The sequence below is a fragment of the Veillonella parvula genome (genome assembly GCF_001553335.1).
Classification (GTDB): Bacteria; Bacillota; Negativicutes; order Veillonellales; family Veillonellaceae; genus Veillonella; species Veillonella parvula_S.
This window is the reverse complement of sequence record NZ_KQ960801.1, coordinates 1-24636: the sequence shown is the minus strand read 5'-3', so window position 1 is coordinate 24636 and position 24636 is coordinate 1. Positions and strand designations below refer to the sequence as shown.

Annotated in this window: 26 protein-coding genes and 1 pseudogene; 3 read left to right on the top strand and 24 right to left on the bottom strand. The window is 39.9% G+C overall.

The window, feature by feature from the left end:
• Positions 1 to 13: 13 nt before the first annotated feature.
• The 23 genes and pseudogenes from HMPREF1865_RS07160 to HMPREF1865_RS09740 form a co-directional block, all read right to left on the bottom strand.
• Positions 14 to 799, bottom strand: a complete 786-nt coding sequence (locus HMPREF1865_RS07160; protein WP_060919678.1) for a YlmH family RNA-binding protein — start codon at positions 797 to 799, stop codon at positions 14 to 16.
• A gap of 2 nt (positions 800 to 801) precedes the next feature.
• Positions 802 to 1596 carry a pyrroline-5-carboxylate reductase gene (proC, locus tag HMPREF1865_RS07155; RefSeq protein ID WP_060919677.1) on the bottom strand — a complete coding sequence of 265 codons (795 nt, stop codon included), beginning with the start codon at positions 1594 to 1596 and terminating at the stop codon, positions 802 to 804.
• A 26-nt stretch (positions 1597 to 1622) separates the two neighbouring features.
• Positions 1623 to 2120 carry a cell division protein SepF gene (locus HMPREF1865_RS07150; protein WP_004695224.1) on the bottom strand — a complete coding sequence of 166 codons (498 nt, stop codon included), beginning with the start codon at positions 2118 to 2120 and terminating at the stop codon, positions 1623 to 1625.
• A gap of 53 nt (positions 2121 to 2173) precedes the next feature.
• The gene (locus HMPREF1865_RS07145) at positions 2174 to 2860 is read right to left on the bottom strand and encodes a YggS family pyridoxal phosphate-dependent enzyme (protein ID WP_060919676.1); all 687 of its coding nucleotides are present in this window, start codon (positions 2858 to 2860) and stop codon (positions 2174 to 2176) included.
• A 176-nt stretch (positions 2861 to 3036) separates the two neighbouring features.
• Positions 3037 to 3891: a purine nucleoside phosphorylase YfiH/LACC1 family protein gene (locus HMPREF1865_RS07140; protein ID WP_060919675.1), complete on the bottom strand. Its 855-nt coding sequence runs from the start codon at positions 3889 to 3891 to the stop codon at positions 3037 to 3039.
• A gap of 9 nt (positions 3892 to 3900) precedes the next feature.
• Positions 3901 to 5628 (bottom strand): TIGR03960 family B12-binding radical SAM protein, encoded by a 1728-nt coding sequence (locus HMPREF1865_RS07135; protein WP_060919674.1) that lies wholly within the window; start codon positions 5626 to 5628, stop codon positions 3901 to 3903.
• Positions 5629 to 5748: 120 nt separating this feature from the next.
• The gene (locus tag HMPREF1865_RS07130) at positions 5749 to 6468 is read right to left on the bottom strand and encodes a DUF421 domain-containing protein (protein ID WP_021148486.1); all 720 of its coding nucleotides are present in this window, start codon (positions 6466 to 6468) and stop codon (positions 5749 to 5751) included.
• A 12-nt stretch (positions 6469 to 6480) separates the two neighbouring features.
• Positions 6481 to 6942 (bottom strand): DUF3290 family protein, encoded by a 462-nt coding sequence (locus tag HMPREF1865_RS07125; protein WP_021148487.1) that lies wholly within the window; start codon positions 6940 to 6942, stop codon positions 6481 to 6483.
• Between the two features lie 173 nt (positions 6943 to 7115).
• Positions 7116 to 8123, bottom strand: coding sequence for a ketol-acid reductoisomerase (ilvC, locus tag HMPREF1865_RS07120; RefSeq protein WP_060919673.1), 1008 nt, complete (start codon positions 8121 to 8123; stop codon positions 7116 to 7118).
• Positions 8124 to 8264: 141 nt separating this feature from the next.
• The gene (locus HMPREF1865_RS07115) at positions 8265 to 9050 is read right to left on the bottom strand and encodes an ABC transporter ATP-binding protein (RefSeq protein ID WP_060919672.1); all 786 of its coding nucleotides are present in this window, start codon (positions 9048 to 9050) and stop codon (positions 8265 to 8267) included.
• Positions 9051 to 9061: 11 nt separating this feature from the next.
• Positions 9062 to 9550 carry an acetolactate synthase small subunit gene (gene ilvN / locus HMPREF1865_RS07110; protein ID WP_004696811.1) on the bottom strand — a complete coding sequence of 163 codons (489 nt, stop codon included), beginning with the start codon at positions 9548 to 9550 and terminating at the stop codon, positions 9062 to 9064.
• On the bottom strand, positions 9550 to 11259 hold the full coding sequence (gene ilvB, locus HMPREF1865_RS07105; RefSeq protein ID WP_060919671.1) for a biosynthetic-type acetolactate synthase large subunit: 1710 nt from the start codon (positions 11257 to 11259) through the stop codon (positions 9550 to 9552). The genes ilvN and ilvB overlap by 1 nt, the downstream gene beginning before the upstream one ends.
• 18 nt (positions 11260 to 11277) lie before the next feature.
• Complete coding sequence (ilvA, locus tag HMPREF1865_RS07100) at positions 11278 to 12501, bottom strand: threonine ammonia-lyase (protein WP_024061815.1); 1224 nt, start codon at positions 12499 to 12501, stop codon at positions 11278 to 11280.
• 42 nt (positions 12502 to 12543) lie between these two features.
• Entirely contained in the window at positions 12544 to 14214 is a 1671-nt protein-coding gene (gene ilvD, locus HMPREF1865_RS07095) for a dihydroxy-acid dehydratase (protein ID WP_060919670.1), read from the bottom strand.
• Positions 14215 to 14749: 535 nt separating this feature from the next.
• Positions 14750 to 16153: a DASS family sodium-coupled anion symporter gene (locus HMPREF1865_RS07090; protein ID WP_058948072.1), complete on the bottom strand. Its 1404-nt coding sequence runs from the start codon at positions 16151 to 16153 to the stop codon at positions 14750 to 14752.
• A 16-nt stretch (positions 16154 to 16169) separates the two neighbouring features.
• A complete protein-coding gene (locus HMPREF1865_RS07085; RefSeq protein WP_058948073.1) occupies positions 16170 to 16613 on the bottom strand; it encodes a cupin domain-containing protein in 444 nt (147 codons plus the stop codon).
• Positions 16614 to 16681: 68 nt separating this feature from the next.
• A complete protein-coding gene (locus tag HMPREF1865_RS07080) occupies positions 16682 to 16990 on the bottom strand; it encodes a heavy-metal-associated domain-containing protein (RefSeq protein WP_021148497.1) in 309 nt (102 codons plus the stop codon).
• A gap of 14 nt (positions 16991 to 17004) precedes the next feature.
• Positions 17005 to 17247 carry a Sec-independent protein translocase subunit TatA/TatB gene (locus tag HMPREF1865_RS07075; RefSeq protein ID WP_004695192.1) on the bottom strand — a complete coding sequence of 81 codons (243 nt, stop codon included), beginning with the start codon at positions 17245 to 17247 and terminating at the stop codon, positions 17005 to 17007.
• Positions 17248 to 17283: 36 nt separating this feature from the next.
• Positions 17284 to 18039, bottom strand: a complete 756-nt coding sequence (pgl, locus tag HMPREF1865_RS07070; RefSeq protein WP_058948074.1) for a 6-phosphogluconolactonase — start codon at positions 18037 to 18039, stop codon at positions 17284 to 17286.
• Between the two features lie 170 nt (positions 18040 to 18209).
• Positions 18210 to 19001: a trans-2-decenoyl-ACP isomerase gene (gene fabM / locus HMPREF1865_RS07065; RefSeq protein WP_058948075.1), complete on the bottom strand. Its 792-nt coding sequence runs from the start codon at positions 18999 to 19001 to the stop codon at positions 18210 to 18212.
• A gap of 205 nt (positions 19002 to 19206) precedes the next feature.
• A complete protein-coding gene (gene rpsI / locus HMPREF1865_RS07060; RefSeq protein ID WP_004695188.1) occupies positions 19207 to 19599 on the bottom strand; it encodes a 30S ribosomal protein S9 in 393 nt (130 codons plus the stop codon).
• Between the two features lie 20 nt (positions 19600 to 19619).
• Positions 19620 to 20060: a 50S ribosomal protein L13 gene (rplM, locus tag HMPREF1865_RS07055; protein WP_004695186.1), complete on the bottom strand. Its 441-nt coding sequence runs from the start codon at positions 20058 to 20060 to the stop codon at positions 19620 to 19622.
• Between the two features lie 157 nt (positions 20061 to 20217).
• Positions 20218 to 20596, bottom strand: a pseudogene (locus HMPREF1865_RS09740) (WapI family immunity protein).
• Between the two features lie 217 nt (positions 20597 to 20813).
• On the opposite strand from HMPREF1865_RS09740, the gene HMPREF1865_RS07045 reads away from it, so the two are divergent.
• Entirely contained in the window at positions 20814 to 22019 is a 1206-nt protein-coding gene (locus tag HMPREF1865_RS07045) for an MFS transporter (protein WP_058948076.1), read from the top strand.
• 86 nt (positions 22020 to 22105) lie between these two features.
• Here the strand turns inward: HMPREF1865_RS07045 and rpsD are convergent, their stop codons facing one another.
• Positions 22106 to 22693 carry a 30S ribosomal protein S4 gene (rpsD, locus tag HMPREF1865_RS07040; protein ID WP_004695181.1) on the bottom strand — a complete coding sequence of 196 codons (588 nt, stop codon included), beginning with the start codon at positions 22691 to 22693 and terminating at the stop codon, positions 22106 to 22108.
• 297 nt (positions 22694 to 22990) lie between these two features.
• On the opposite strand from rpsD, the gene HMPREF1865_RS07035 reads away from it, so the two are divergent.
• Positions 22991 to 23890, top strand: coding sequence for a LysR family transcriptional regulator (locus HMPREF1865_RS07035; protein WP_004696868.1), 900 nt, complete (start codon positions 22991 to 22993; stop codon positions 23888 to 23890).
• 153 nt (positions 23891 to 24043) lie between these two features.
• Positions 24044 to 24367: a YnfA family protein gene (locus HMPREF1865_RS07030; RefSeq protein WP_008714961.1), complete on the top strand. Its 324-nt coding sequence runs from the start codon at positions 24044 to 24046 to the stop codon at positions 24365 to 24367.
• The last annotated feature ends 269 nt before the right edge of the window (positions 24368 to 24636 follow it).

Sequence of the window (24636 nt, the reverse complement as noted above, 5' to 3'; positions counted from 1 at the left end):
GATTTTCAACTGCCTACATAAATCGTTTCAGATATACGCCGATACGCCCTTTACGAGAGGTACCTGTAATGGCTTCTACCTTCATTCGGCCACGACCGCGCATGGAAATGACATCCCCTTCTTTAACTTCTTGGGATGCCCCCTTAGCTGGTTGCCAGTTTACTTGTAATAAGCCCGCATTGATAGCACTCACCAATTTAGTGCGAGATACACTAAATCCAGAACTTGCTACCGCATCTAAGCGCAAGGAAGCGACTGTAGTGCGGACTTCTTTAATTTTTTCTTCTTTTGGTGCAATATCTGATAACTCAATAGCCTCTACAGATACAGAAACCATAGCAATTTTCGTAAAGTTTTGAATTACGAAATCAGCCACGCTTTCATCCACCATAATCTGAGCGCCCCCTTGCTGGACGATAACGTCCCCAAATTTGGAGCGATCAATGCCAAGGCCCATCAAGGAGCCCAGCACATCGCGATGGGTAAGCAATCGGAACCGTGGGTCCCAATTTACCTTAAGGGCGCGAATGCCCATGTCCACGGTACCGTTAAAGTCGCTATCTACAAAGGCGATACGGATACGTTCCGCCCCTTCATAGCCACCATCGGTCTTAACGATAATCTGTGGGTAGTTAGCCTTGATTGCGTCTGCAATGACAAGACCTGCAGGGCTCGTAAAATCCGCCACGCGATAGGGGCGACCTTTAACAACCTGCTCAGCCAAGTCAAGCATGCGACGAGCTTCCTCACCACTGCCACTGGCTTCAAAATATCGAATTAATTTACTAGTATCTGCCAAAATTATTTCCCCAATTCATTCGACCGAGCAAGACATGCTACTACGCCGTCTTGGAGAGCACTGCGAAGTCCACCTTTTTCCATGGCACCAATACCGGCAATGGTAGTGCCCCCAGGGCTGGTCACTTGATCTCGTAGTACTGATGGATGATTGCCACTTTCAAGAGCCATCTTACCTGCACCGTACATTGTTTGAGCAGCTGCCTTTATGGCTAGCTGACGTGGTAAACCAATACGAACGCCTGCATCAGCTAAAGCATCAAGGATAACAAACATATAGCCAGGGCCCGCGCCAGATAGTGCGCCTAAGCGATCTAAATCGGCTTCGCTCACCACTGCTACCTCACCTACAGCCTCAAATAAGGCTTGTACAGTACGACCTAGGTCAGTATTCACATCATCTCCAGCAAGTGCCGTCATGCCAGCACCGATAGAAGCCGGTGTATTTGGCATAGCTCTAAACCAGTTAGCTTGTGGAATCGCCGCATCAAGAGTATCTAATGTGACGCCTGCGGCAACAGAAATCATAACAGTCCCATAAGGTACTTCTTTTAAAGTCTCTAACACAGATGGTAACACTTGTGGTTTCACAGCCAATAGAATAGTGTTGTACTCGTTTACATTAGGCAATGTAGTAAAACCCACTACACCAAGCTCCTCTGCAAGAGCCTTACATTGTTCTTCGCGACGCACTAGAATGTGTGTATCACAGGCTTTCAACACACCATGCTGTAATGCACCGCGCAATAGAGCGCCCCCCATTGAGCCAACGCCTATACATAGGGTTTTACCTAACATAGTTATCACCACCATTTATAGAGAGATTATTTGTTTTCCCAAGAATATTCGTTTTGCTCAGTTGTGTTGCTTTCATTGTCATTATAATCAATGGAAATATTTACAGGTACACACATGAAAATGTCTTTACCTACTTTTTCCAATTTGCCATCCAATGCATAGGTCGCACCAGATACGAAATCTACAATACGAGCTGCTTCATGAGGGTCTGTATTTTCAAAATTAATCAATACAGGACGCATGTCGCGCAATTGATGTGTAATATTTTCAGAGTCTTCAAATACTTTTGGTTCAATTACAACTACTTTCATAGCTGTTGGACGTTGTGTCATCGTAGATTGGCCTCCTACCTTGCGTGGATGAAATTCAGATGCGCCGGACACGGGAGCCGCTGTTGCTACTGGGGTAGGTTCAGCTTCGTATTCCTCTTCATCTTCGTATTCGTAATCATCATATTCATAGTCATCATCAGTTCTGCCTAAGAATAAGTTTTTTGCTTTGTCTAAATAATCTCCCAATGCCATTTGGATTTCCTCCTAATACAATTAACGCTTCCGATTATCAGGTAACCCGAACCTTAATAATATACACGTTCCCCAAAAATTGCTGTGCCTACACGAACGATGTTAGCCCCTTCTTCCAAAGCGACCTCAAAGTCATGAGTCATCCCCATAGATAAATATTGAATCTGCCCTTCTTCAAAGTAGCGTTTCATATCCTCAAACAAGGCATTCGCTACGCGAAAGATTGGACGAGCTTCCTGTGGATCATCGAAAAATGGCGCCATACACATCAAGCCCCGCACGCGTACATGAGGCAATGTTTTTGCATAATCTCGTATTTCCGGAAACTCTTCAACGGCCATTCCCGTTTTAGAAGCTTCGCGGGCCACATTGACTTGCAGTAATACATCTTGTATTTTATCGTGCTTTGCAGCAACCTTTTCGATTTCATCTAATAATTTACGGCTATCCACAGAATGAATTAAATCAAACATAGGAACCGCTTGGCGCACCTTATTGACCTGTAAATGACCAATCAAATGCCATGTTAATTGTGGCCCCTTATAGGTTAGCTGCTTTTCTTTGGCCTCTTGTACTCGATTTTCTCCTACATGAGTGACACCGAGCCGTGCGACCTCTTCTACAGCCGACACAGGGTGGTTCTTTGTAACCGCCACTAATAATGCTGTATCTACGCGACCAACACGCGCCATAGCATCGGCCATGCGCTGCTGTATAGCGTGTAGGGATTCTTCAATCACGTGAATGCCCCCTTCAATCTATATATCATAATCATCAAATATATTTGTATAGACTATTCTATTATATAGTATTTAAGGTCAAATGTACATGATTTAAGGCTTATCCCCTCCACAAATTCAAGCATGTATATACATAAAATATCATACTTTATTATGATTCCTGTGAAAGTCGAATTTTATCGGTCTTGTAACATCGCAAATAAGGCCATGCGACCTGTTAGGCCTGCCTCTCGACGATAGGAATAACAGTCTACTTCCGTTACACTATCGGTACCACCAATCGTGATATTCTCTGAAGGAACTCCATTTACAATGAGATCCTCACCAATAAAGTTCCATAAATTGATATAAGCCTTGTCTAATTTATCACCAGGATAATTGACAACATCAGATGCATCTCGGTCTGTCATATCTCTCCAGGCTAATTCAAAGCGTTTACCTAGTTCTATATCTACTTCAAAGGACTCTGGGCCAATACTAGGCCCAAGATATATATAGCAATCTTTGAACTCGGTCCCATAAGACTCTTTCATGGCCTCAATAGTAAGTACTGATAAGCGGCCAATGGCACCACGCCAACCTGCATGCGCCGTAGCAATCGCATGATGTTTAGCATCGTAAATACCTACGCCAACGCAGTCTGCTGTGAACAGAAATAATGGCACATGCGGTAGATTTGTAAATACCGCATCACAATCATCGATGGCCGTATCTTCTCCAAAAGCACCTGCCCCAACAAGGTCTTCTGTGATTTCTACAGCCTTTAAACCATGGACTTGATTGCCACAAGAAATACGATTTGGTTCAACACCTAAATATTTCGCAACAATAGCTCGATTTTCTCGTACGCTTTGAGCTTCATCCCCTACATGAAACGCTAGGTTTAATGATTCATAAGGGACTTTAGATACACCACCATGACGATAGGTATCGCCCATAACAATGGGAAATCGATCAACCCAGCTTGGCGCCTCATAAGACCATGTTCCATGAGGGCCTTTCACATCTATACGTTTTACAGATTGATTCATCTGTTCCTCCTATTTACAAACGCCACAGCGTTTACAACCTGCTGCACATGGAGGGGTATATGCTTCATCGATAGATCGTTTCCATTCCATTTCAAGATAGCCCTCCTGCATGCCCATATCTAAATGGCTCCATGGCAAGAATTCATCAAAACTGCGTTCACGATAATTCATATTATCCATATCCAGGCCAGCAGCCTTCATTTCGGACTTAAAAGATTTACTGCCCCGATCGGCTGCACATGCTGCAATGACAGCGCCTAAGCGACGATCCCCACGAGCGAGAACCCCTTGTATATACGCCTCTTTAGGCGACTCTACGAGAACCTCAATACGGCGATTCTTTTGCAATGCTTTCTTTATATATTGCAGCTTTTTCTCCACTGCTTTTTGGTTATCCATGGCCATCCATTGGAACGGTGTAAAAGGTTTCGGAATAAAGGGATTGATACTGAGCGTTAAACGACCTTTACAGCCTACTTTTTCCATATGAGCCTGCGTTCTCTCCGCAAGACCTACAATAGCCTCAATGTCTTCATTGGTTTCCGTTGGCAGCCCAATCATAATATATAAGCGCATATGCTGAATACCTGACTTTGCAGATAAGGTGGCTGCATTTTGTAAATGCTCTTCACTGATACCCTTATTAATGACGCGACGCAACCGTTCACTACCCGTTTCTGGGGCAATGGTAATCGTCTTTTGTCCACTATCCGCCAGTCCATCCACCACGGCTTGCGTTAATGAGTCAGCCCGCAAGGATGCACAAGAGTAGCGCATATCTTTAGAGCGAATATAATTAACTAGTTCGTCTACCTCAGGATAATCTGAAATAGCGGCACCCATGAGGCCTACCTTTTTACCTAGCTTTTCTGCGCGCTCTACGCCTTCTTTCAAAATGTCCAAAGGACGTACACGCGGTACGCGGAAGCAATATCCAGCCATACAGAAGCGACAGTGCCGACCACAACCACGGGCTACTTCGATGATATACATAGCACCAAATTCAGTATAGTTCGTAGCTACTACCGTTTCACCACCGCTAGTGAGCATTTCAAAGTGACGTTTGATCGTTTTAGGCACGCCCTCAGCAATATCATAGCCTTTAAATTCACCATCTTCATTGTAAATCGGCACATACAGGGATGGTACGTAAACACCCGATACATCCGCTAATTGACGTAAAATAGCGTGACGATCCAAGCCTTCCATTTTTCCATCTCGAATGATATCTAGTACGCGACTGACGATACCTTCCCCTTCACCGATGATAAAAGCATCGATAAAGTCGGCAAAAGGCTCAGGGTTAAAGGTCGCACAAGGGCCCCCTGCAATAACGATAGGGTCAAATTCGGTACGGTCTTTTCCCATGATAGGTACACGGCCATGGCGCAACATCAAAGGAATATGGAAATAATCCATTTCAAAGGTGACATCAAAAGCAACTACATCAAATTGATGCATAGGCCTTTGTGTTTCAACGCTCATAAGCGGAGTCTTAGTCTTATCGTAAGCTTCTAATTCCTTTTTCTCAGGCAAGAAGATTCGTTCGCAGACGCTATCATTTCGTAAATTGATTTCCTCATAAATGATATGAAGTCCAAGATTACTCATGCCCACAAAGTATGTATTCGGATAAACGATAGCTACTTTTTGCCCTGCATGAGGATTTACTGTTACCCGACTGTCTTCATCTTTATATAATTCTTGTAATCGATCAATTAAATCTTTACGATTCACTAATTTCCTTTCTATATAAGCCCACTACGAATAGTGGGCTTAATAACACTTTACATATCATTTGTACATCTATAAAATTACATAATACTAATTTCGCCTATAATAAAAAACCAATAGATATTACAATTTAGATTTCAATTTATCCTTAGTATGAGCGGTCTTACTTTTAAGAGTGCTTACAATTTGTGGGCGATGTTTTCTTTCATAAGGATATACAACAACTTTTTCATCTTTATATTCTGCAATATATATGTCCTTAACAGAGTATCCTTGAGCTTGGATTTCTTGTTCAAGCCAATCTCTATCTTTTTCAATTACATCGAGGGTAAACTGATTAATTTGACCATCATCGATAAGGTCAAATCGAATATTATCTTCACCGAATTGAACCACGTTGAGCTGACCGTTTTGCTCCAATACGGCACGCTTAACATCCGTAACATATTGAACACCGGCAGCACGAAGTTTTAATTTAAGTTCAGCCGCTTGTATACCATAACGCATACATTCTTCTGTTAGAATATGACCTTTTTCGATTACTATAACTGGATGACCATCAAGAATTGCTTTAAAAATACGAAGATTCCCTTTTAAAAACTTAAGAGTCATTACGAGGATAGTCCATAAAATAAGAACTAACATAAACTGTAAAATGCCAATTTGATCATTGTAAATAATGGCACCGATAATACCACCAAGTACGTAGTTTTGCAATTGGTCTAAAGCAGAGGTTGGGGCTAAATTGCCCTTACCCATTAAATTGATTTGTAGAATAATCGCCAAGAGACCGATGGCGAGTTTTGCAAAGACCATCCCATAGACGGCCATAGCTTCTGTCATATGTGGTCCTCCTTATGGTAATGTGTCCGCTTTATCATGAATTCGATCTATAGGACTTACCTTATAAACACGTGTAATAGTATAGGTTGAAAATTCTGGATTAAATTGAACCTCATAGTAAGCATCACTTACTTTTAAAATCATACCATTACGAATCTTTAAGGAGTTAACCGCCAATTGGTCGCTCGGTACGGAACGATCTGAACTAAAAGAATGTAAAAATTGAGCCATACGAGAGGAGTCCTCAGAATAGGTTTTCATCCGATTATACTCTTGGTATTCAAGCCCTAAGAAGAACACTACGATTAAAGACAATATAATCATCAGGTCACGATAGCGACTAGTAAAACCATTTCGCAATACTTGTACTCCCAAAATGAGTAATGCTAACAGAACAGCTACAATTATAATAAAGCCCCAAGTTTGACCTATTACAGCCTGACTTTCAACATAGGCTAATGTGTAAAAATCCATGCTACACTCCTTTCAAATATTACTTTTTATTATACCATATTTGATTCCAATATTTTCGATGTAATCGTCAAGATGGCCCAAAATAATGTAAGAAAAGATAAAAAATAGCGACCCCTTACGGGGTCGCTTTTAATAAGCATATAATCTCACAAAAGATTACCTAAATAATACTCTTATTTTAACCAGCTCATCAAGTTGCGAAGTTCTGCGCCAACTGGTTCAATTGGATGATTAGCAGCTGCTTCGCGATGTTCTTTAAGGAATTTTTGACCATTTTTGGAATCTGCTAAGAATTCATCAGCAAATTTACCAGATTGAATATCCGCCAAGATTTGTTCCATAGCTTTTTTAGTATTTGCAGTGATTACGCGAGGACCTGCATAGTAATCGCCGTATTCAGCAGTGTTGGAAATGGAATGGCGCATTTTTTGGAAACCGCCTTCGTAGATAAGATCTACGATCAATTTCATTTCATGTAAGCATTCGAAGTAAGCGTTAACAGGTTCATAACCAGCTTCAGTTAATACTTCAAAACCAGTTTTGATCAACTCAGTAACACCACCGCACAATACAGCTTGTTCACCAAAGAGGTCAGTTTCAGTTTCGGATTTGAAGTTAGTTTCCAAAATACCGGAACGGCCACCACCGATACCAGAAGCCCATGCTAATGCCACTTCTTCAGTATCGCCAGATGGGTCTTTTTCTACTGCGTACAAGCAAGGAACACCGGAGCCTTCTTGGTATGTACGACGAACTAAATGACCAGGACCTTTAGGAGCTACCATGAATACATTGATATCTTCACGAGGTACGATTTTACCAAAGTGAATGTTAAAGCCATGAGCGAATGCCAAGTACGCACCTTGTTTCAAGTTTGGAGCAATATCTTGTGCATATACGTCTGCTTGCAATTCGTCTGGAATCAATACCATAACGATATCAGCGCCTTTAACGGCTTCTGCAGTTTCTTTTACTGTAAGACCTGCTTCTTCAGCAGCTTTCCAGCTAGAAGAACCACCGCGAAGACCAATTGTCACGTCCATACCATTTTCTTTCAAGTTCAATGCATGAGCATGACCTTGGGAACCGTAACCTAACACTGTAATTTTTTTGCCTTCCAATTTGCTCAAATTACAATCTGCATCATAATAAACTGTAGTACCTAAAATTTTACCTGCCATATTAGACAACCTCCAAACATATTCAATAGAATATAGATTATATATACTGTACACAATCTAACAAATTTTTGCAAGATGTGGCGTACATTAATTTAGTATCAGTAAGCCAAGTTTTAAGCCTCTGATAAAGAAATTTGATAACTACCGAACTATCACCCATGGACGATCATCCTTCCATACAACTTGTACGGAAAGACCAAAGACATCAGATAAAATATCATCGGTTAGTATCTCGTGTTTAGGTCCTGCATGAACCATCTTGCCCTCTCGCAGGATAGCTACATGAGTAATAAACGGTAGTATCTCTTCAATTTGATGTGACACATAGATAATCGGCGTCTGCTGCTCCGCTACCAAGGTAGATACGGTGCATAAAAACTGCTCCCTCGCTGGTAAGTCCAAGCCAGAGCAAGGCTCATCCAAAATCAATAATTCCGGATTTGCCATAATAGACCGCGCTAACAATACACGACGCTGCTCACCAGCAGATAAGGTGTGAAAACGATGCCCTTCCAAATAGCCTAATCCAAATTCAGATAGTAGTTGTATCCCTCGTTGATGGACCTCAGGTGCTACCTCTTGGTATATACCAATGCTACTAAACACACCAGAAATAACAATATCTTCAACGACTTGTTTATCCAAGGTTGACTGAAATTGTCCAAGAGCAGAACTGACAAATCCTAGTCTAGACTTGATTTTAGGCCACGCATATTTGCCAAACTCCTTACCAAACACACGCAAAGTGCCCGTTGTAGGAATTTGATAAGCCGGTAGCATGCTGAGTAGCGTTGATTTACCGGCCCCATTAAGCCCTAACAAAGCCCAATGTTCACCTTCCTCTATATGCCAATTTACATTATCTAAAATAGGTCTACCATCACGGCGAAAGCAGACATTTTCATAATGGAGTAATTCACGCCCCACGTTATCAGCTCCTACATTTTTTCTCCACGGCTCATAGCGGTGATACCTGTTTTGGCAATTTCAAGAATACCATAGGTTTCCATAATTTGAATGAAGCCGCGTAATTTTTCTACACTGCCAATGACTTCAATGATCATAGATGTAGGAGAAATATCTAACACATTACCACGATATACATCGGCAATCTGTACAATTTGTGATCTTGTGGAAGCAGATGCTTTTACCTTGATAAGCATTAACTCACGGCATACCACATCATGATCATCAAACACTTTAACCTTAACAACATCGATGAGCTTGTAGATTTGTTTTTGCACTTGATCAAGAATTCGGTCATCGGCCTCTACAGTAATAGTAATACGTGCATAACCTGGCTGATTTGTAATGCCAGATGTCATTTTTGTAACGTTAAAGCCACGACGGTTAAAGAGTGCCAAGATACGTGTACCAATACCTGGTGCATTTTTCGCAATGATTAAGACTTGATGTTCTTTTGCCATTATAGCACCCCTTTCTTACCCATCATACCGCTTATCGTGCCGCCTGCTGGGATCATTGGCAATACATTATCCTCTCGTTCAACGCGACAATCCAAGACAATGCTTTCATCCGATGTAATGTATGATTTAAATTCTTTGTTGAAAGTTTCAACACTATCTAGACGAGCTGCTTTTAAGTCAAATGCATCTGCGAGTTTCAAAAAGTTTGGACTCACTTCCAAATCTACATAGGAATAGCGTCTATCATTAAAAATTTCTTGCCATTGGCGAACCATACCAAGATAACCATTGTTAATGATAATAATCTTAATTGGCAAATTATATTGGCGAACCATCATGAGCTCTTCACAAGTCATTTGGAACCCGCCATCACCGACAACGAGGATAACTTGTTTCTTAGGCGCCCCTACTTGAGCACCGATAGCCGCCGGCAAGCCATACCCCATGGTACCCGCACCGCCAGAGGTAACGATAGTATGAGGTTTTTTATGAGTTAAGAATTGAGCTGCCCACATTTGATGTTGACCTACATCACTTACGATTATGGCATCATCCTTGGCAATTTTGTTAAGTTCAGATAACACATATTGTGCATGCAATACACCATTTTTAGACTCAGGTATCACCATAGGGTATTCCACTTGCCATTCTCGAATTTGCTCAAGCCACGCTTCATGCGTTGTAGGTTCTACAAGAGCATTAAGCTCCGTTAATACCTGTTTTAGATCCCCTACGATAGGCACATTGATTGTAACATTCTTATCAATTTCAGCTGGGTCAATATCGATATGGATGATTTTAGCTTTTTTACAGAAGAAGTCTGGATGGCCTGTGATGCGGTCATGGAAACGAATGCCTGCAGCAATAACAAGGTCTGCCTCATCTGTACTATTATTGGCTGCAACAGAACCGTGCATACCAACCATACCAAGGGCCAATTCGTGATCTCCCGGGAAGCCACCAAGGCCAACTAATGTATTCGTCACAGGGATTTGAGCCTTTTCAGCTAATTCTTTAAGCTCATCCATAGCACCAGACTTCAATACGCCTGCCCCAGCAATGATAAGTGGGCGCTTTGCATTTTTGATGAGAGTAGCTGCTTTTTTGATTTGACCTTGATGACCTTTATAGGTTGGATCATAGCCTTCAAGATGAATAGGTACTTCGTACAATTTGTTGTATTCCGCCATGGATATTTTTTCGGTTTGAATATCCTTAGGAATATCGATGAGTACAGGGCCTGGACGACCTGTACCAGCAATAAAGTACGCCTCTTTAATGATGCGAGGCAAATCATGAATATCTTGAACAAGATAGTTATGCTTGGTTATAGGCATCGTAATGCCTTGGATATCCGCCTCTTGAAAGGAGTCCTTACCGATAAAGGGCCGACCAACCTGACCAGTAATGGCCACCATAGGTACGGAATCCATGTACGCAGTCATAATACCTGTTACAAGATTCGTTGCGCCAGGACCAGACGTAGCAAGACATACACCTACGCGACCAGATACGCGAGCATAGCCATCTGCCGCATGAGCTGCACCTTGTTCATGACGGACGAAGTAATGTTTAATTTCAGGGAAGCTATAAATTTCATCATAAATTGGGATTACTGCGCCACCTGGATAACCGAACATATCGGTTACGCCTAAGCGATGCAATGTTTCAAGGACAATGCGTGCCCCATTGATTGTTTCTGCGCTCATAGGAACCCTTTCACCCAGCTATTCAGATAAAATCTCGCTGGAATTTAAACGTTTAATAATGTAACCATTATGTTTGAAAGTATCAATAATGTGTTGGATATGCTCTTCACCATTTGTTTCTACCGTTACTTGCAATTCCACTTCATGGAAACGGTCAAGGTTTTTGAACTGATTATGGTCGAGTTTAATAACATTTGCATCTGCATCGGCTAACATTTGAGATACAGCCACTAACTGGCCAGGTTTATCAGGAAGATTAACGGAGAAGGTAAAGATACGGCCACGCAATACGAGACCTTTATTAATCATTGACGATATAGTTAGTACGTCGATATTACCACCACTGACGATAGCTACCACCTTTTTACCGCGGCACTCTAATTTTTTGAGACCAGCAAGTGGCAAAATACCAGAGTTTTCTGCTACTAACTTATGTTTTTCAACAAGCAATAAAAATGCTTCCATCAATTCATAATCAGAAACGGTAATAATTTCATCTACATATTGCTTGATATATTCTAATGTAGTTTCTCCAATTTGACGTACTGCCGTACCATCTGCAATCGTCGCCACTTCATCGAGAGGTACAGGATGATCAGCCTTTAAGGCGGCTAGAGCACTCGCTGCACCTTCTGGTTCTACACCGATAATCTTAACGCGCGGATTTTTTAATTTCGCCGCAGCCGCAATACCAGATACGATACCACCGCCCCCAACAGGAACGAGCAAAATATCCGCATCAGGCAATTCATCAAGAACCTCAAGGGCAATCGTACCTTGCCCTTCGATGACATCTTCATCATTAAAGGGATGAACGAACACATAACCGTGTTCTTTTTGCAACTCCATCGCCTTTTGATAGGCTTCGTCATAAATCTCGCCAAATAGTACAACATCTGCACCGTATTGTTTTGTAGCATTCACCTTGATAAGAGGTGTATGTTTCGGCATGACAATAGTCGCTTTAATGCCAAGACGTTTCGCAGCAAGGGCCACGCCTTGTGCATGATTACCGGCAGACGCAGCAATAACACCGCGCGCCTTTTCTTCTTCTGTTAGTTTTGCAATTTTATTATAAGCTCCACGAACCTTAAATGAGCCTGTTATTTGCAGGTTTTCTGGCTTGATGTATACATCATTGCCACACTCGTCAGAAAACACATCACTATGAAGTAACTTCGTTTTCACAGTGATTGTGCTCAAGCGCTCACGAGCCTCCATAAAATCATATAACTTATACATAGACACGGTCTCCTCTAGTTAGTATTAAATGAAAGTCGAGTATTAGTCTTCAAATACTTCGATAGCACCTTGTGCAGCAGAGGATACGTGAAGAGCGTATTTTTTAAGATATCCAGTTACATTGGATTTGAATGGTTTCAATGCAGCTTTACGACGAGCGATTTCATCATCAGATACAGCTAGTTCCAATTTACCGTTTGGAATATCGATGTTGATAATATCACCATCTTCAACGATAGCAATGGTACCGCCTGCAGCTGCTTCTGGAGATACATGTCCTATGGATGCACCACGAGTCGCACCAGAGAAGCGTCCATCTGTCAACAAAGCTACATCTTTATCTAGACCCATACCAGCAATCATAGATGTTGGAGTCAACATTTCACGCATACCAGGACCGCCTTTAGGACCTTCGTAACGGATAACTACAACATCACCTTTTACGATTTTACCGCCCGTAATAGCTTCAACCGCTTCTTCTTCGCTGTTGAATACCTTTGCTGGACCAGAGTGAACAAGCATATCTGCATCTACAGCACCGGCTTTTACAACGGAACCATCTACAGCAAGATTACCTTTGAGAACCGCGATACCACCAGTTTCATGTACTGGATTATCCCATGGATGAATAACATCTTCATCCACAACATGAGCTGCCGCTGCAATTTCACCTTGTGTTTTAAGAGCAACAGTTTTGCAATCTGTATGAAGGCGACCATTTTCTGCTAAACGTTTCAACACGGCAGATACACCACCTGCAGCGTACAAGTCTTCAATGAAATATACGCCAGATGGAGATAATTTAGATAATTGAGGTGTATTTTGGGCGATGCGATCGAAATCGTCTAAGGATAATGGTACACCTGCTTCGTGAGCAATAGCCGGTAAATGAAGCGCCGTATTAGAGGAGCCACCCAAAGCCATATCAAGAGCTACCGCATTTTCAAAGGCTTCACGAGTCATAATATCTTTAGGGCGAAGGTTTGCTTTTAATACCTCTACCGCTTGCATACCCGCTAATTTTGCTAAACGCAAACGTTCAGAATATACCGCTGGAATTGTACCATTGCCTGGAAGGCCCATACCGAGAGCTTCTGTTAAGCAGTTCATTGTATTTGCCGTATACATACCAGAGCAAGAGCCACATGTAGGACATGCCGTATTTTCGATATCAGCTAACTCAACATCATCCATTTCACCAGTTTGATGTTTGCCTACGGCTTCGAATACGTCGGACAAACCAATTTTTTTACCTTTATGTACACCAGCGAGCATAGCCCCACCAGATACGAATACAGATGGGATATTAAGGCGAGCAGCTGCAATCAACATGCCTGGCACCACCTTATCACAGTTTGGAATGAATACCATCGCATCGAATGGTGTAGCCATAGCAGTAGCTTCGATGGAATCTGCAATGATATTACGTGTAACTAAGGAGTATTTCATGCCGATATGGTTCATTGCCAAACCATCACAAATACCGATAGTATTGAACTCGATTGGCACACCACCTGCGTTGCGGATACCGTCTTTTACGGCTTGTACAATATTTTTCAGGCCTACGTGACCAGGGATGATTTCATTGAAAGAATTGGCAATACCGATGACGGGTCTACCCATTTCTTCATCAACAAAACCTAGAGCTTTTAGTAAAGATCTGTGTGGTGCACGTGCTACGCCTGTTTTCAAATTGTCACTTCTACAACTCATGTTAATCTCCTCACTTTTGAAAGCATCCACTTGGACAGCTTTCACGACGCATAAAAAAAGACGATTCCAATGAATCGTCTTAAAAGTTTACAAATGATATTCCTTTTGTTTACAGAATTCCTATATACATAAATAATCCTATGTACCCCTTGGAAAATATACACATAAGAAACAAACCATATAGTCAAATCTTATTGATTGTATATTAAACCATTCGCGGAACTTCTAAGACAAAAACGTGTTAAGTTGTTGTTCATAATTCGAATGTCATTAATAATCACGACTAGCGCAATAATCAATAAGCTAATGACTAAACCTAACATGTTTCCTCCTAAAATATTCTGTAATATTAATCACGGAATAATAATAACACGTTATATTATCCCGCGCAAGATAATTCACAATAAATTCTATAGATTCATCATAGTTTTTTTGTGAAGTTCACCATACCCAAAAACTATAGCAAACCTAGTAAGGTATAAAAAATATAGATATAACAAGAAAAATCCCTCACCGTAGTGAGGGATTAAATATATTATAGGATACCAAAGAGCCACATACCAAAGGTGCCGCCCCAGAAATGAATGAGGAAGCTCACCACAGAGATAGCAAGGCCTACGCGCCACCACGTACCTTGTGGCACATAACCAGCACCGAAGAAGATCGGTGTTACACCCGAACTATAGTGAGTCAATGTACAGCCAGGACTGTTCATCAAACCAAAGAGCAATATCGTAAACGGAATAGGAGCCCCCATCGCCACTAAAATGGCTGCAAAGGCGGAGAACAAAGCCGTAATACGCGCCGTACCACTGGCGAAGAAATACTGAGAGTACACAAAGGTAGCAGAAATGATAAAGGACGCCCAGAACCAGTCAAAGCCAGCTAAATGTTGACTTACAAAATCTGCAAAGACAGCTACTACACCGAGTTTGCCAAGCAGCCCAGCCATGCCTACAAGCGTACCCATCCAGATGAGGATATCCCAACCAGTGCGTTCACCCAAAATATCCTCCCAAGTAAGAGAGCCAGTCACAACACACGCCAGAACCCCCATCATCGCTACTACTGTAGGATGAAGCTTAGTCCAAATTGCTGTAGCCCAAAGTAAGATACAAAGAACAAAAATAATTGCAACAGAAATTTCGGCCTTCGTAATAGGTCCAAGAGCATCTAGTTCTTTTTGAGCCATTGCTGCAGCCTCTGGTGTTTCCTTGATTTCTGGTGGATAGATTTTATAGATAAACCAAGGCATCAAAATCATACAAATCACACCAGGAATCACACCGGCTTGGAACCATTCCCACCAAGATATATCATAGCCAAACAGTTTAGCACCTAAGGACGTAATAAGCAAGTTACCACTACATGCAGTCAAGAAGATCGTTACTGTAATGGTGTTAATAGTATGTGCCGTCGTCATCAAGTACGCCCCAATGCGGCGAGCCGTATTACCATATGGTTCAGAGTCAAATGCTAAGGAAATATTTTGTACGATGGGGAATACGATACCACCACCACGCGCCGTATTAGATGGTGTAGCTGGAGAAATAATCAAATCTGTACAAGCCAAAGCATAGGCAAGCTTTAATGAGCTTGTGCCAAAGGAGCGAATCAAGGTGTACGCAATGCGCTTGCCAAGGCCAGAATTAATAATACCGCGAGAAAAGAATACGGCTGCTACGATAAGCCACACATTCGCTTCTGCATAGCCACCTAGTGCCTGTACCATAGTGATGGAGTTAGTGGCTACGGCTACAACAATACCAAAAAGCGCCATAATGCCCGTTGGCCAAGGTCGCAATATAAAGCCCACAATAGTAGCCGTAAAGATAGCTAATAAATGCCAACCTTCCGGCTTGATTGCCTCTGTATGAGGTAAAAACCAAATGACGAGGCCCACTAAAACGGTAAGGGCCGCTCGTGTAAAAGTATTCATAGAACCTCCATTAGGCTTAACAACTTTCCAAAAATTCTTTGATCTTAGGATTTGCTCTTAACGCATCCATTTCTTCAGGGGATAATAATTTTACCTTATCTCGATCTTGATTAACTAAACAAAGGAATCCAATATAATCCCCTTTATTAGCTCGGAATTGATGGATTGTGTTACCGGGAATTTCGATAAAGTCGCCAGATTTTACATCATGAATCTCATCGCCTAATAACAATTGCCCCTTACCACGGAAAATCATAACCATATGAGTATGCTCATGATATTCTAAGGTGGAATAGCCCCCAGGCAAGCATTCAAAATAGCGGAATTGACATGGAATATCATAAGCCCCATCGTATAATACTTGACGTGTTACATCTTTAAAAGGACTACCATCTTGCTTATACACCAAGGTTTCGATACCATCCCACTTAAAATTTTTAGCATCAAACTTACGTATCATCGTATTACCTCTTTAAACAAAAAAGGGCTGCATCGAAACAAGGTTTCAATACAGCTCCATCGGTTCGATTATTTGAAGAGACGTTTCAAAGTGCCTAGTAATCCATGACTATGTTTTTGTACACCGTCTGCAACGCCTGCCACTTCAAAGCCAGTTCGTTCAATGGCTTTTGTAATAACTTCTACAGATGCTTTTGTTGGATCAAAAGAAACAGTAGCAGTCTTTTCTGGCAAATCTACTTCTGCACTTAATACGCCAGGCAAACCTAGAGATGCACCTTCAACTGTTTCTTTACAGTTGTTGCACATCATCCCCGGTACAGTAAATACCTTTGTTACAACGCCATTATCTTCGCCACAACCACAATCTTTGCACATAGTGTTACCTCCTATTAATCGTTAGCTTCTTTATGTTTATCGTCGTTCTTAGCCCCTGCTGTCACATCGATAGTAGTCGCTTTCTTAACGGCTTCTTTCGTTTCATCAACAGCCTTTTTAGGCCCCGAAATAGCATCTTTAAACTCATTGATGCCTTTACCAATAGCTTTACCGACTTCAGGCAATTTACCAGGTCCGAAGATAACTAGAGCAATCACTAATATAACTATTAATTCAGGTGTTCCTATAGACCCCATATGTATCTCCTTTATTTTTACTACTACTTATACTCTTTAGTGTACATCATCATAGGCTGCCTTGTCCACATACCAGGTCATGGCTTCTTGTGAAAGCACCGCTCCAGGCAATACACGACCAATGCGTTTTTCCCAAGGTAAATCCTCGTAATCTTCGCGTTGATACAATACCTTTGTCAAAGCAGTTCGCTTACTTTCACCAGTTACGGTAAACCAAATAGCATCGGATTTTGCTAAGAACGAAAAGGTCATAGAAATACGTTCCCATACCTTTCCATCCTCAACGGCTACCACCTCTTGATCTGTGACACGCAATGCATGAGAACCTGCAAATAGACCGGCTGTATGACCATCTTCGCCAAGATCGAGCAATGCCAAATCTAGTCCACTTTTTTTACAAGCCTTGAGAACATTCTTAACCTCTTTCTCGTATTCCGCTGCCGCTTCTATTACAGTTTTAGAATCTGTATTAATTGGCAAGAAATGAGCCGCCCCTTTCGCCTTACACAACAAGTAAGGTTTCACGCGATTGAAGTAATTATCCTCATGAGATTGCGGCAAGAATCGCTCATCAGTCCACACAAAGAATATGCGTTCCCAATTTAGGCGTTCAATATATTCTGGGGAATTAAGCAATTCTAATAAACCATTAATAACAGTCCCGCCCGTAATACCAACAACACACGTTTCAGTGCGATTGATTTCCTCGTTGGTAAAAGCAATAAAATCCTCTGCCAATGCTTGAACTACATCGCTAGGGCTGTCATAACATTTAATTGTATCTTGAGCCATGTAATAATGACCTCCTAAAACTATTTCAATAGTTCTATTATATACACTTTTTCTGTGTAATGAAAGCAAAACCGATGTAACTCAATAGTTGGAGCCACATCGGTTCTAATTATATTTGTATTTTCTTATGAATTACAGGAAATTCCATTCCGTATATTCATAAATCAATATTATTGTTGACCAAATTTAGGACGGCGACGCTCTGTAAACGCACGGACTCCTTCTTTGAAGTCCTCTGAAAGACCTAATTTACATTGGTTCTCTACTTCAAACTTCTTGTACTCTTCCCAACCCGCTAAGAAGCTATTCCACATCATTTCCTTCATAACGCGGTAAGATTGTGCAGGCCCTTTTGCCAACTTCTCAACAAGGCGTCTTGTAGCAGTCTCTAAATCTTCTAATTCACAAACCTTATACACAAAGCCAAGTTCCTTACCCTTTTCAGCAGATACGGCTTCACCGGTCATGACAATATGCATAGCACGGTTCATACCAATAGAACGCGTCAACAAGAATAAACCGCCTGCATCAGGAGCAAGGCCAACATTTACAAAGGCTTGAATAAAGCGTACGTTATTAGCAGCTACAACAAAATCTGCCGCCAAAGCCATATTGAAGGCAGCACCTGCTGCAGCCCCTTGAAGGCTCATGATAACAGGTTTTGGTAACTTCTTCATAGCCATAGAAATCTCAGCTACTAGCTCAACGATTTCAAATAAAGACTCAGTATCCCCTTCGTTTACAGCGCGCTCCATCTCTGTTAAATCGCCACCCGCAGAGAACACCTTCCCCTCTGCATTGATAAGCAATGCACGAACACTTTCATCATTATGAGCTTTATCTAAAACCTCAAGAATCTCCTTGCACATCTCGATATTAAAACCATTGGCTACCGTCGGACGATTAAAGGTCAACGTACCAATGCCGTTGTCCACTACGTACTGAATTGTATTATAAATCATATGAGTTCTCCTATATGAAAATCTATTTTCGAAAAAATTCGATTATATCTCTATTATAGGAGAATTAAATGTCTGTGTAAATGATAGAATTAAATAATCCTATGAATTAAAACTTAAGATAAATATAATCTAAGTTAAAAACTATATATGATGCAAAAACACCTGCAGACATTGTCTGCAGGTGTAATATCCTGTATTCCCAATATTAACGTTTGGAGAATTGGCTTGCTTTGCGGGCTTTTTTAAGACCGTATTTTTTACGTTCTTTCATACGTGGGTCACGAGTCAAGAAGCCAGCTTTTTTCAAAGATTGACGAAGTTCGCCATCTACGTCCAATAACGCACGGGAAATACCGTGACGAATTGCACCAGCTTGACCGGAAGGACCACCACCAGCTACAGTTGCGATAACATCATATTGTTCAACTGTGTTAGTCAAGTTCAAAGGTTGTTTTACGATCAATTCCAAAGTTTGGCGACCGAAATAATCATTAAGTTCACGTTTGTTAACAGTGATTTTACCTGTTCCCGGTACCAGACGAACTCTAGCAACGGAAGATTTTCTACGACCAGTGCCGTAATATTGTGCTACTGCCATTATATATTCCTCCCTCTAGATTATCGTACGGAAATTTCTAACACTTCTGGTTTTTGAGCTGCATGTGGATGCTCAGGGCCAGCGTATACGTTTAATTTACGGTATTGTTGTGCACCCAATTTGTTTTTTGGAAGCATGCCACGAACTGCCATTTCAACAACACGTTCAGGTTGTTTTTCAAGCATCATGGACAATTTAGTGAAACGGGAACCACCTGGGTAACCAGAGTGACGGAAGTATTCCTTTTGTTCCAATTTTTTACCAGTTACGCGAATTTTTTCTGCGTTTACAACGATCACATGGTCACCAGTGTCTACGTGTGGTGTGAAAGTTGGTTTATTTTTGCCCCGAAGAACTTTTGCAACTTCGGCAGCAAGGCGTCCTAAAGTTTTACCTTCAGCGTCAACAACATACCATTTCCGTTCGATTGTGTTCGGATTGGCCATATATGTAGTTTTCATGCTGCATATCCTCCTAATAACGTCATAATTCTACCAAAATCAGCTTGTCCTTTGCTTCCGGGGCTAATGGAAACACGACTAAAGCTTACTCAAAATAGTATACAGATTTTATGGGTTTGTGTCAATTAAAATTTAGTAGTTATACGCTATCATCAAATTAATTTTTTAATATAGAATTACATTGCTGTATTACCTCATTCAATACGGTCTGATCAGTATTAAGAACAAGTTTAACCCAATTATCACGCCAACTACCTCCCAATTGAGCGTCTACTTTTATATGTCCATATGATTTGCATATAATATGGACATAATCATCCGAATCATCATAAGCAATACGAACCTCTCCATCTAATGTAATATATATTAATTTTGAGTTGACTGATTAATTGTCTAAATTGATTTACAGTATAAACAAATGTGCCTCGTCCGGAAAAATCACCACTTTTAATATACACACTAAAGGCAATACACTCCTCTCGAGACTCAACATCAGCAATATATTTTTCTTCTAACTCAACACGTATAAAATCCATTAATCTCCTCTAAATAATAAAGAATGAATAGTCCCCTTTATTATCTTGCCTTAGCAAAAACCTACTTATATTACATATAACTTTATATTGTGCAGGAAATTTATATATTTATATAGAATTATGAATATATAATATCAAAAATTGATAAAAGTTTAATTTAGATTTTGTAAAACAACACATATTATATCTGTACTTCTATAATCTAGGAGATGATAATATGAATCTAGAAAATAAAAACTCATTTCTCTTAAATAGTGCTCTATTTTTTTCAACAATGGGAAGCACTGCAACAACACTAGGCTTTATAACATATATATTTAATACCACCCACAGTCCTTTTAATACAGGGGCAGTTACGATAGCAACATTATTAGTTGGAATGTTATTAGGCCCATTTTTAGGGATACTTGTAAAAGAAAAAGGCTTAATGTGGTCTATGGTAGTTCCTGAAATAGTTTCGGGTTTTATATTATTAATTTTTATTTTCATAGATAACCTTTATCTAGTATATATCATAGCTTTTCTTATAGGTTTTAATAATAAAATTTTAGGAATCGCTAGACTTTCTTTTATACCTAATATTACAAATGATCTAGTCAAATTTAATGCACTGCTCCGGTCTATTAATCGTTTTGCATTGATAAGTGGTTCCTTATTATTTAGCGTTATAATTAATTACTCTTTAACGATGGTATTCGTTATTGATGCAATTACTTATATTATTTCAGCCTACCTACTTTATCAATTAAATAGAAATGTGAAAATACAATCATACTCAACTATCTCCCAAAAAACTATTAGACAAAACATATATGATCGAATTCAACTTTTAATAAAGGGATATAAATTATTATTCCTAAACAAAAAAATTAATTTTATAGTTTATTTGGGTATATTAGCTAGAATATTTTATATGTGTATTCCGATTCTACTATTAATATTTATTAAAGATATCTTACATTTAACTGATAGTCAGTATGGATATACACAAACAATCTCTAGGCTGGCATCATTCATTGTTTTTGGAATTCTTGCTAAATATTTCACCATTAACTTAGTAACGAGTTTTAAAAAGATTTTGTTTCCTCTTTTTTTACTATATGGGGGAAGTATTTTTTGCATAGGTTATATAAAAACAATAGAAGAACTTTATATTCTATATAGCATATCTGAAATATTATTATTTACAGCCGTTGTTTTAGTCCATGCATATATACAATCTATTTTTTCACAGGAAGAGTTAACATTAGCTAGCGGTTCTGTAAGTACAGGTTTTTCTATTGGATCAATATTATCAATAACTATATTTACAAGCTTAGCAAATGTATTACCTTTACATGATATATTTTTTATATGTGGATTTGGAATAATCATAAGCACTGCTATTATAATAGGTTATACTCGATTAAACTCTAAAATTTAATTTTTTATGATAGCTCTACTTTTATAAACAATACCCACAACATACAAAAACCCGCAGTGCATAGCACTGCGGGCAATAGCGCCAAATTATTTGGAGTACAATTCGACGATAAGTGTTTCGTTAACTTCGATAGGAAGTTCTTCACGTTGAGGAAGACGAGTGAAAGTAGCTTTGAAGCCTTCCAAGTCTTTTTCAATGTAAGGAAGTTCGAAAGAACGAAGTTCTTGGAAGTTAGTTTTGAACATTTCGTTATCACGAGATGCTTCGCGCAATTCGATTACATCGCCTGGTTTGCAGGAGAAGGAAGGAATGTCTACGCGACGACCGTTTACCAAGATGTGGCCATGGTTTACCATTTGACGAGCTTGACGAATGGAGTTACCAAAGCCGATGCGATATACAAGGTTATCAAGGCGTTGTTCCAAAAGGATCAACATGTTTTGACCTGTAACACCTTGCATTTTTTTCGCTTTATCATAATAGCGTACGAACTGGCGTTCTAGCAAGTTGTAGTAAGCTTTAACTTTTTGTTTTTCTAATAATTGTGTGCCATACTCAGACATTTTTTTCTGACGTTGGTCTTTTTTGACGCGATTCAAGGCTTTTGCGTGACCGAATACGTTCACACCAAAGCGACGACAAAGTTTGAATCGAGCCTCTCTTCTCGTTGCCATGTGATTATCACCTCATAAGATTAAAATAAACCTGTACCTATACATAATGGTACCCAAGTATAATATCATTTTCATCTAGTTATGTCAATTATCGATACTTGTGAAAGTCATTGAAATAAGTGCATAATCACAATTTTGAATTACACTTTTTTACGATAATACGACGCACTATATCGATTGTGCATGTTTCATCATATTTTATAGATTTAGATGAAAAATCAATTATAGTATGCTACAATATGGATAAGTAAGGTAATAGGTATCATTGGAGTCTTATGTCTAAGTTGGGGGAATAACATGAAAGAGTTACCTACAATGCAAGAGCTACAAAGTTTTATTACCTATAATAAAACAGGAAGCTTTACATTAGCTGCACAATCTATGAATATTACACAATCAGCTTTCAGCGCTCAAATGAAAAAATTAGAGCGTTTAGTTGGTGTGAAATTAATCTCCCGTTCTACAAGAGGTAGCCGTTTAACACCAGAAGGTGAGTTATTCCTACCAGAAGCAGAACAAGTTCTCGACACATTGGAACGAGCTATCCAATCCATTCGTTTGGCTAGCAAGGTTGAACGCCCAATTCTAAATATTGGCGTATTACGTAGTCTTGGGGATATCCGTCTAAACGGTTACGTTTCCCACTTCTTCCAAAACCATCCTGAATTCTCTGTTAGTATTTACGATATGGAAGAAGAAGAATTGATGCTCGACTTACGAGAAAACCGCATCGATATTGCATTACTCTATTTACCTAATAATAAGGATATGTCCGCATACGAATCCACCGCGCTTAGAGAAGACGAATTTGTATACTATGCACCAAACTTAGTGAACGGTATGGAAACAGCCAGTTTAAAAGCTATCCAGCAACAACCACTGCTCATGTATCCACCTAAATACTTTATGTATCGCACATTAAAAAACTATGTTGGGAACGGTCAACAAAACCTACACATCCGCGGTAGCCGTCTATCCAATCCATATACAATGATTGACTACTGTCAAAAGAATAAATCTGGTTGCATCGTAGCACGCCAAATTTTAACGTCTTTAAACATCAATGATGGCTTTGTACCTTTAGAAAAACCATTCAAACTGCAAGTGTGCTTCGCATTTAAAAAGAATAATTCTAAAACAGAAACCATGCATACCTTCATGGATTATGTGCACAGCGAATCACCACCACGTTTATAATAACTAATAGAACCCCGTATACCTTTTGGTGTACGGGGTTTTACTATAAACAACAAATGACCTATCTATACAAAACAATTGCCCTCTATTGTCCTAAGTTGTACAATAGAGAATAGATTTCAATTAATACAGTAAGAATACAGTGAGGTTACAATGCTCTTATCTATTCTATTCTTTATACTAGCAGGACTTGCGGAAATCGGTGGCGGTTATCTCGTATGGCTCTATATGCGTGACGACAAAGGACCTATTTACCTAATCGCAGGTGCTTTTATTTTATTTTTATACGGCATCATCCCCACCTTCCAACCAGAAGCCAGCTTTGGTAAGGTGTACGCGGCCTACGGCGGCGTATTTATCGCCCTATCCATCCTCTGGGGTTGGCTTGTAGACGGATTACGGCCAGATACATACGATATCATCGGTGGTCTTGTCTGTCTTGTAGGCGTTTATATCATCATGTATGCACCACGTTAAATATGTAGTTTCCAGATGTGACTATAATATAATTTATATTTTTTAGATATAACAATAACTAACTATATATTTTGAAAGTACAACCATAGCAACTATATATTTTTTACATAAAACTATATAAGCATTACAACAAAAGGAGTACAACTATAACAGTTGTACTCCTATATTTATCTACATGACTATATGTATTTTTTATACCCATATATACTTTTTACATACTAAAAAACGGTCATCCGAAGATAACCGTTTGCTTTGGTGGACGATGACAG

What these genes read in the sequence shown, in the direction of transcription:
- proC (WP_060919677.1), bottom strand. Translation starts at nt 1,596, where the DNA reads ATGTTAGGTAAAACCCTATGTATAGGCGTTGGCTCAATGGGGGGCGCT.
- HMPREF1865_RS07150 (WP_004695224.1), bottom strand. Translation starts at nt 2,120, where the DNA reads ATGGCATTGGGAGATTATTTAGACAAAGCAAAAAACTTATTCTTAGGC.
- HMPREF1865_RS07140 (WP_060919675.1), bottom strand. Translation starts at nt 3,891, where the DNA reads ATGAATCAATCTGTAAAACGTATAGATGTGAAAGGCCCTCATGGAACA.
- HMPREF1865_RS07130 (WP_021148486.1), bottom strand. Translation starts at nt 6,468, where the DNA reads ATGACAGAAGCTATGGCCGTCTATGGGATGGTCTTTGCAAAACTCGCC.
- HMPREF1865_RS07125 (WP_021148487.1), bottom strand. Translation starts at nt 6,942, where the DNA reads ATGGATTTTTACACATTAGCCTATGTTGAAAGTCAGGCTGTAATAGGT.
- ilvC (WP_060919673.1), bottom strand. Translation starts at nt 8,123, where the DNA reads ATGGCAGGTAAAATTTTAGGTACTACAGTTTATTATGATGCAGATTGT.
- ilvN (WP_004696811.1), bottom strand. Translation starts at nt 9,550, where the DNA reads ATGGCAAAAGAACATCAAGTCTTAATCATTGCGAAAAATGCACCAGGT.
- ilvB (WP_060919671.1), bottom strand. Translation starts at nt 11,259, where the DNA reads ATGAGCGCAGAAACAATCAATGGGGCACGCATTGTCCTTGAAACATTG.
- ilvA (WP_024061815.1), bottom strand. Translation starts at nt 12,501, where the DNA reads ATGTATAAGTTATATGATTTTATGGAGGCTCGTGAGCGCTTGAGCACA.
- ilvD (WP_060919670.1), bottom strand. Translation starts at nt 14,214, where the DNA reads ATGAGTTGTAGAAGTGACAATTTGAAAACAGGCGTAGCACGTGCACCA.
- HMPREF1865_RS07090 (WP_058948072.1), bottom strand. Translation starts at nt 16,153, where the DNA reads ATGAATACTTTTACACGAGCGGCCCTTACCGTTTTAGTGGGCCTCGTC.
- HMPREF1865_RS07085 (WP_058948073.1), bottom strand. Translation starts at nt 16,613, where the DNA reads ATGATACGTAAGTTTGATGCTAAAAATTTTAAGTGGGATGGTATCGAA.
- HMPREF1865_RS07080 (WP_021148497.1), bottom strand. Translation starts at nt 16,990, where the DNA reads ATGTGCAAAGATTGTGGTTGTGGCGAAGATAATGGCGTTGTAACAAAG.
- HMPREF1865_RS07075 (WP_004695192.1), bottom strand. Translation starts at nt 17,247, where the DNA reads ATGGGGTCTATAGGAACACCTGAATTAATAGTTATATTAGTGATTGCT.
- pgl (WP_058948074.1), bottom strand. Translation starts at nt 18,039, where the DNA reads ATGGCTCAAGATACAATTAAATGTTATGACAGCCCTAGCGATGTAGTT.
- fabM (WP_058948075.1), bottom strand. Translation starts at nt 19,001, where the DNA reads ATGATTTATAATACAATTCAGTACGTAGTGGACAACGGCATTGGTACG.
- rpsI (WP_004695188.1), bottom strand. Translation starts at nt 19,599, where the DNA reads ATGGCAGTAGCACAATATTACGGCACTGGTCGTAGAAAATCTTCCGTT.
- rplM (WP_004695186.1), bottom strand. Translation starts at nt 20,060, where the DNA reads ATGAAAACTACATATATGGCCAATCCGAACACAATCGAACGGAAATGG.
- HMPREF1865_RS07045 (WP_058948076.1), top strand. Translation starts at nt 20,814, where the DNA reads ATGAATCTAGAAAATAAAAACTCATTTCTCTTAAATAGTGCTCTATTT.
- rpsD (WP_004695181.1), bottom strand. Translation starts at nt 22,693, where the DNA reads ATGGCAACGAGAAGAGAGGCTCGATTCAAACTTTGTCGTCGCTTTGGT.
- HMPREF1865_RS07035 (WP_004696868.1), top strand. Translation starts at nt 22,991, where the DNA reads ATGAAAGAGTTACCTACAATGCAAGAGCTACAAAGTTTTATTACCTAT.
- HMPREF1865_RS07030 (WP_008714961.1), top strand. Translation starts at nt 24,044, where the DNA reads ATGCTCTTATCTATTCTATTCTTTATACTAGCAGGACTTGCGGAAATC.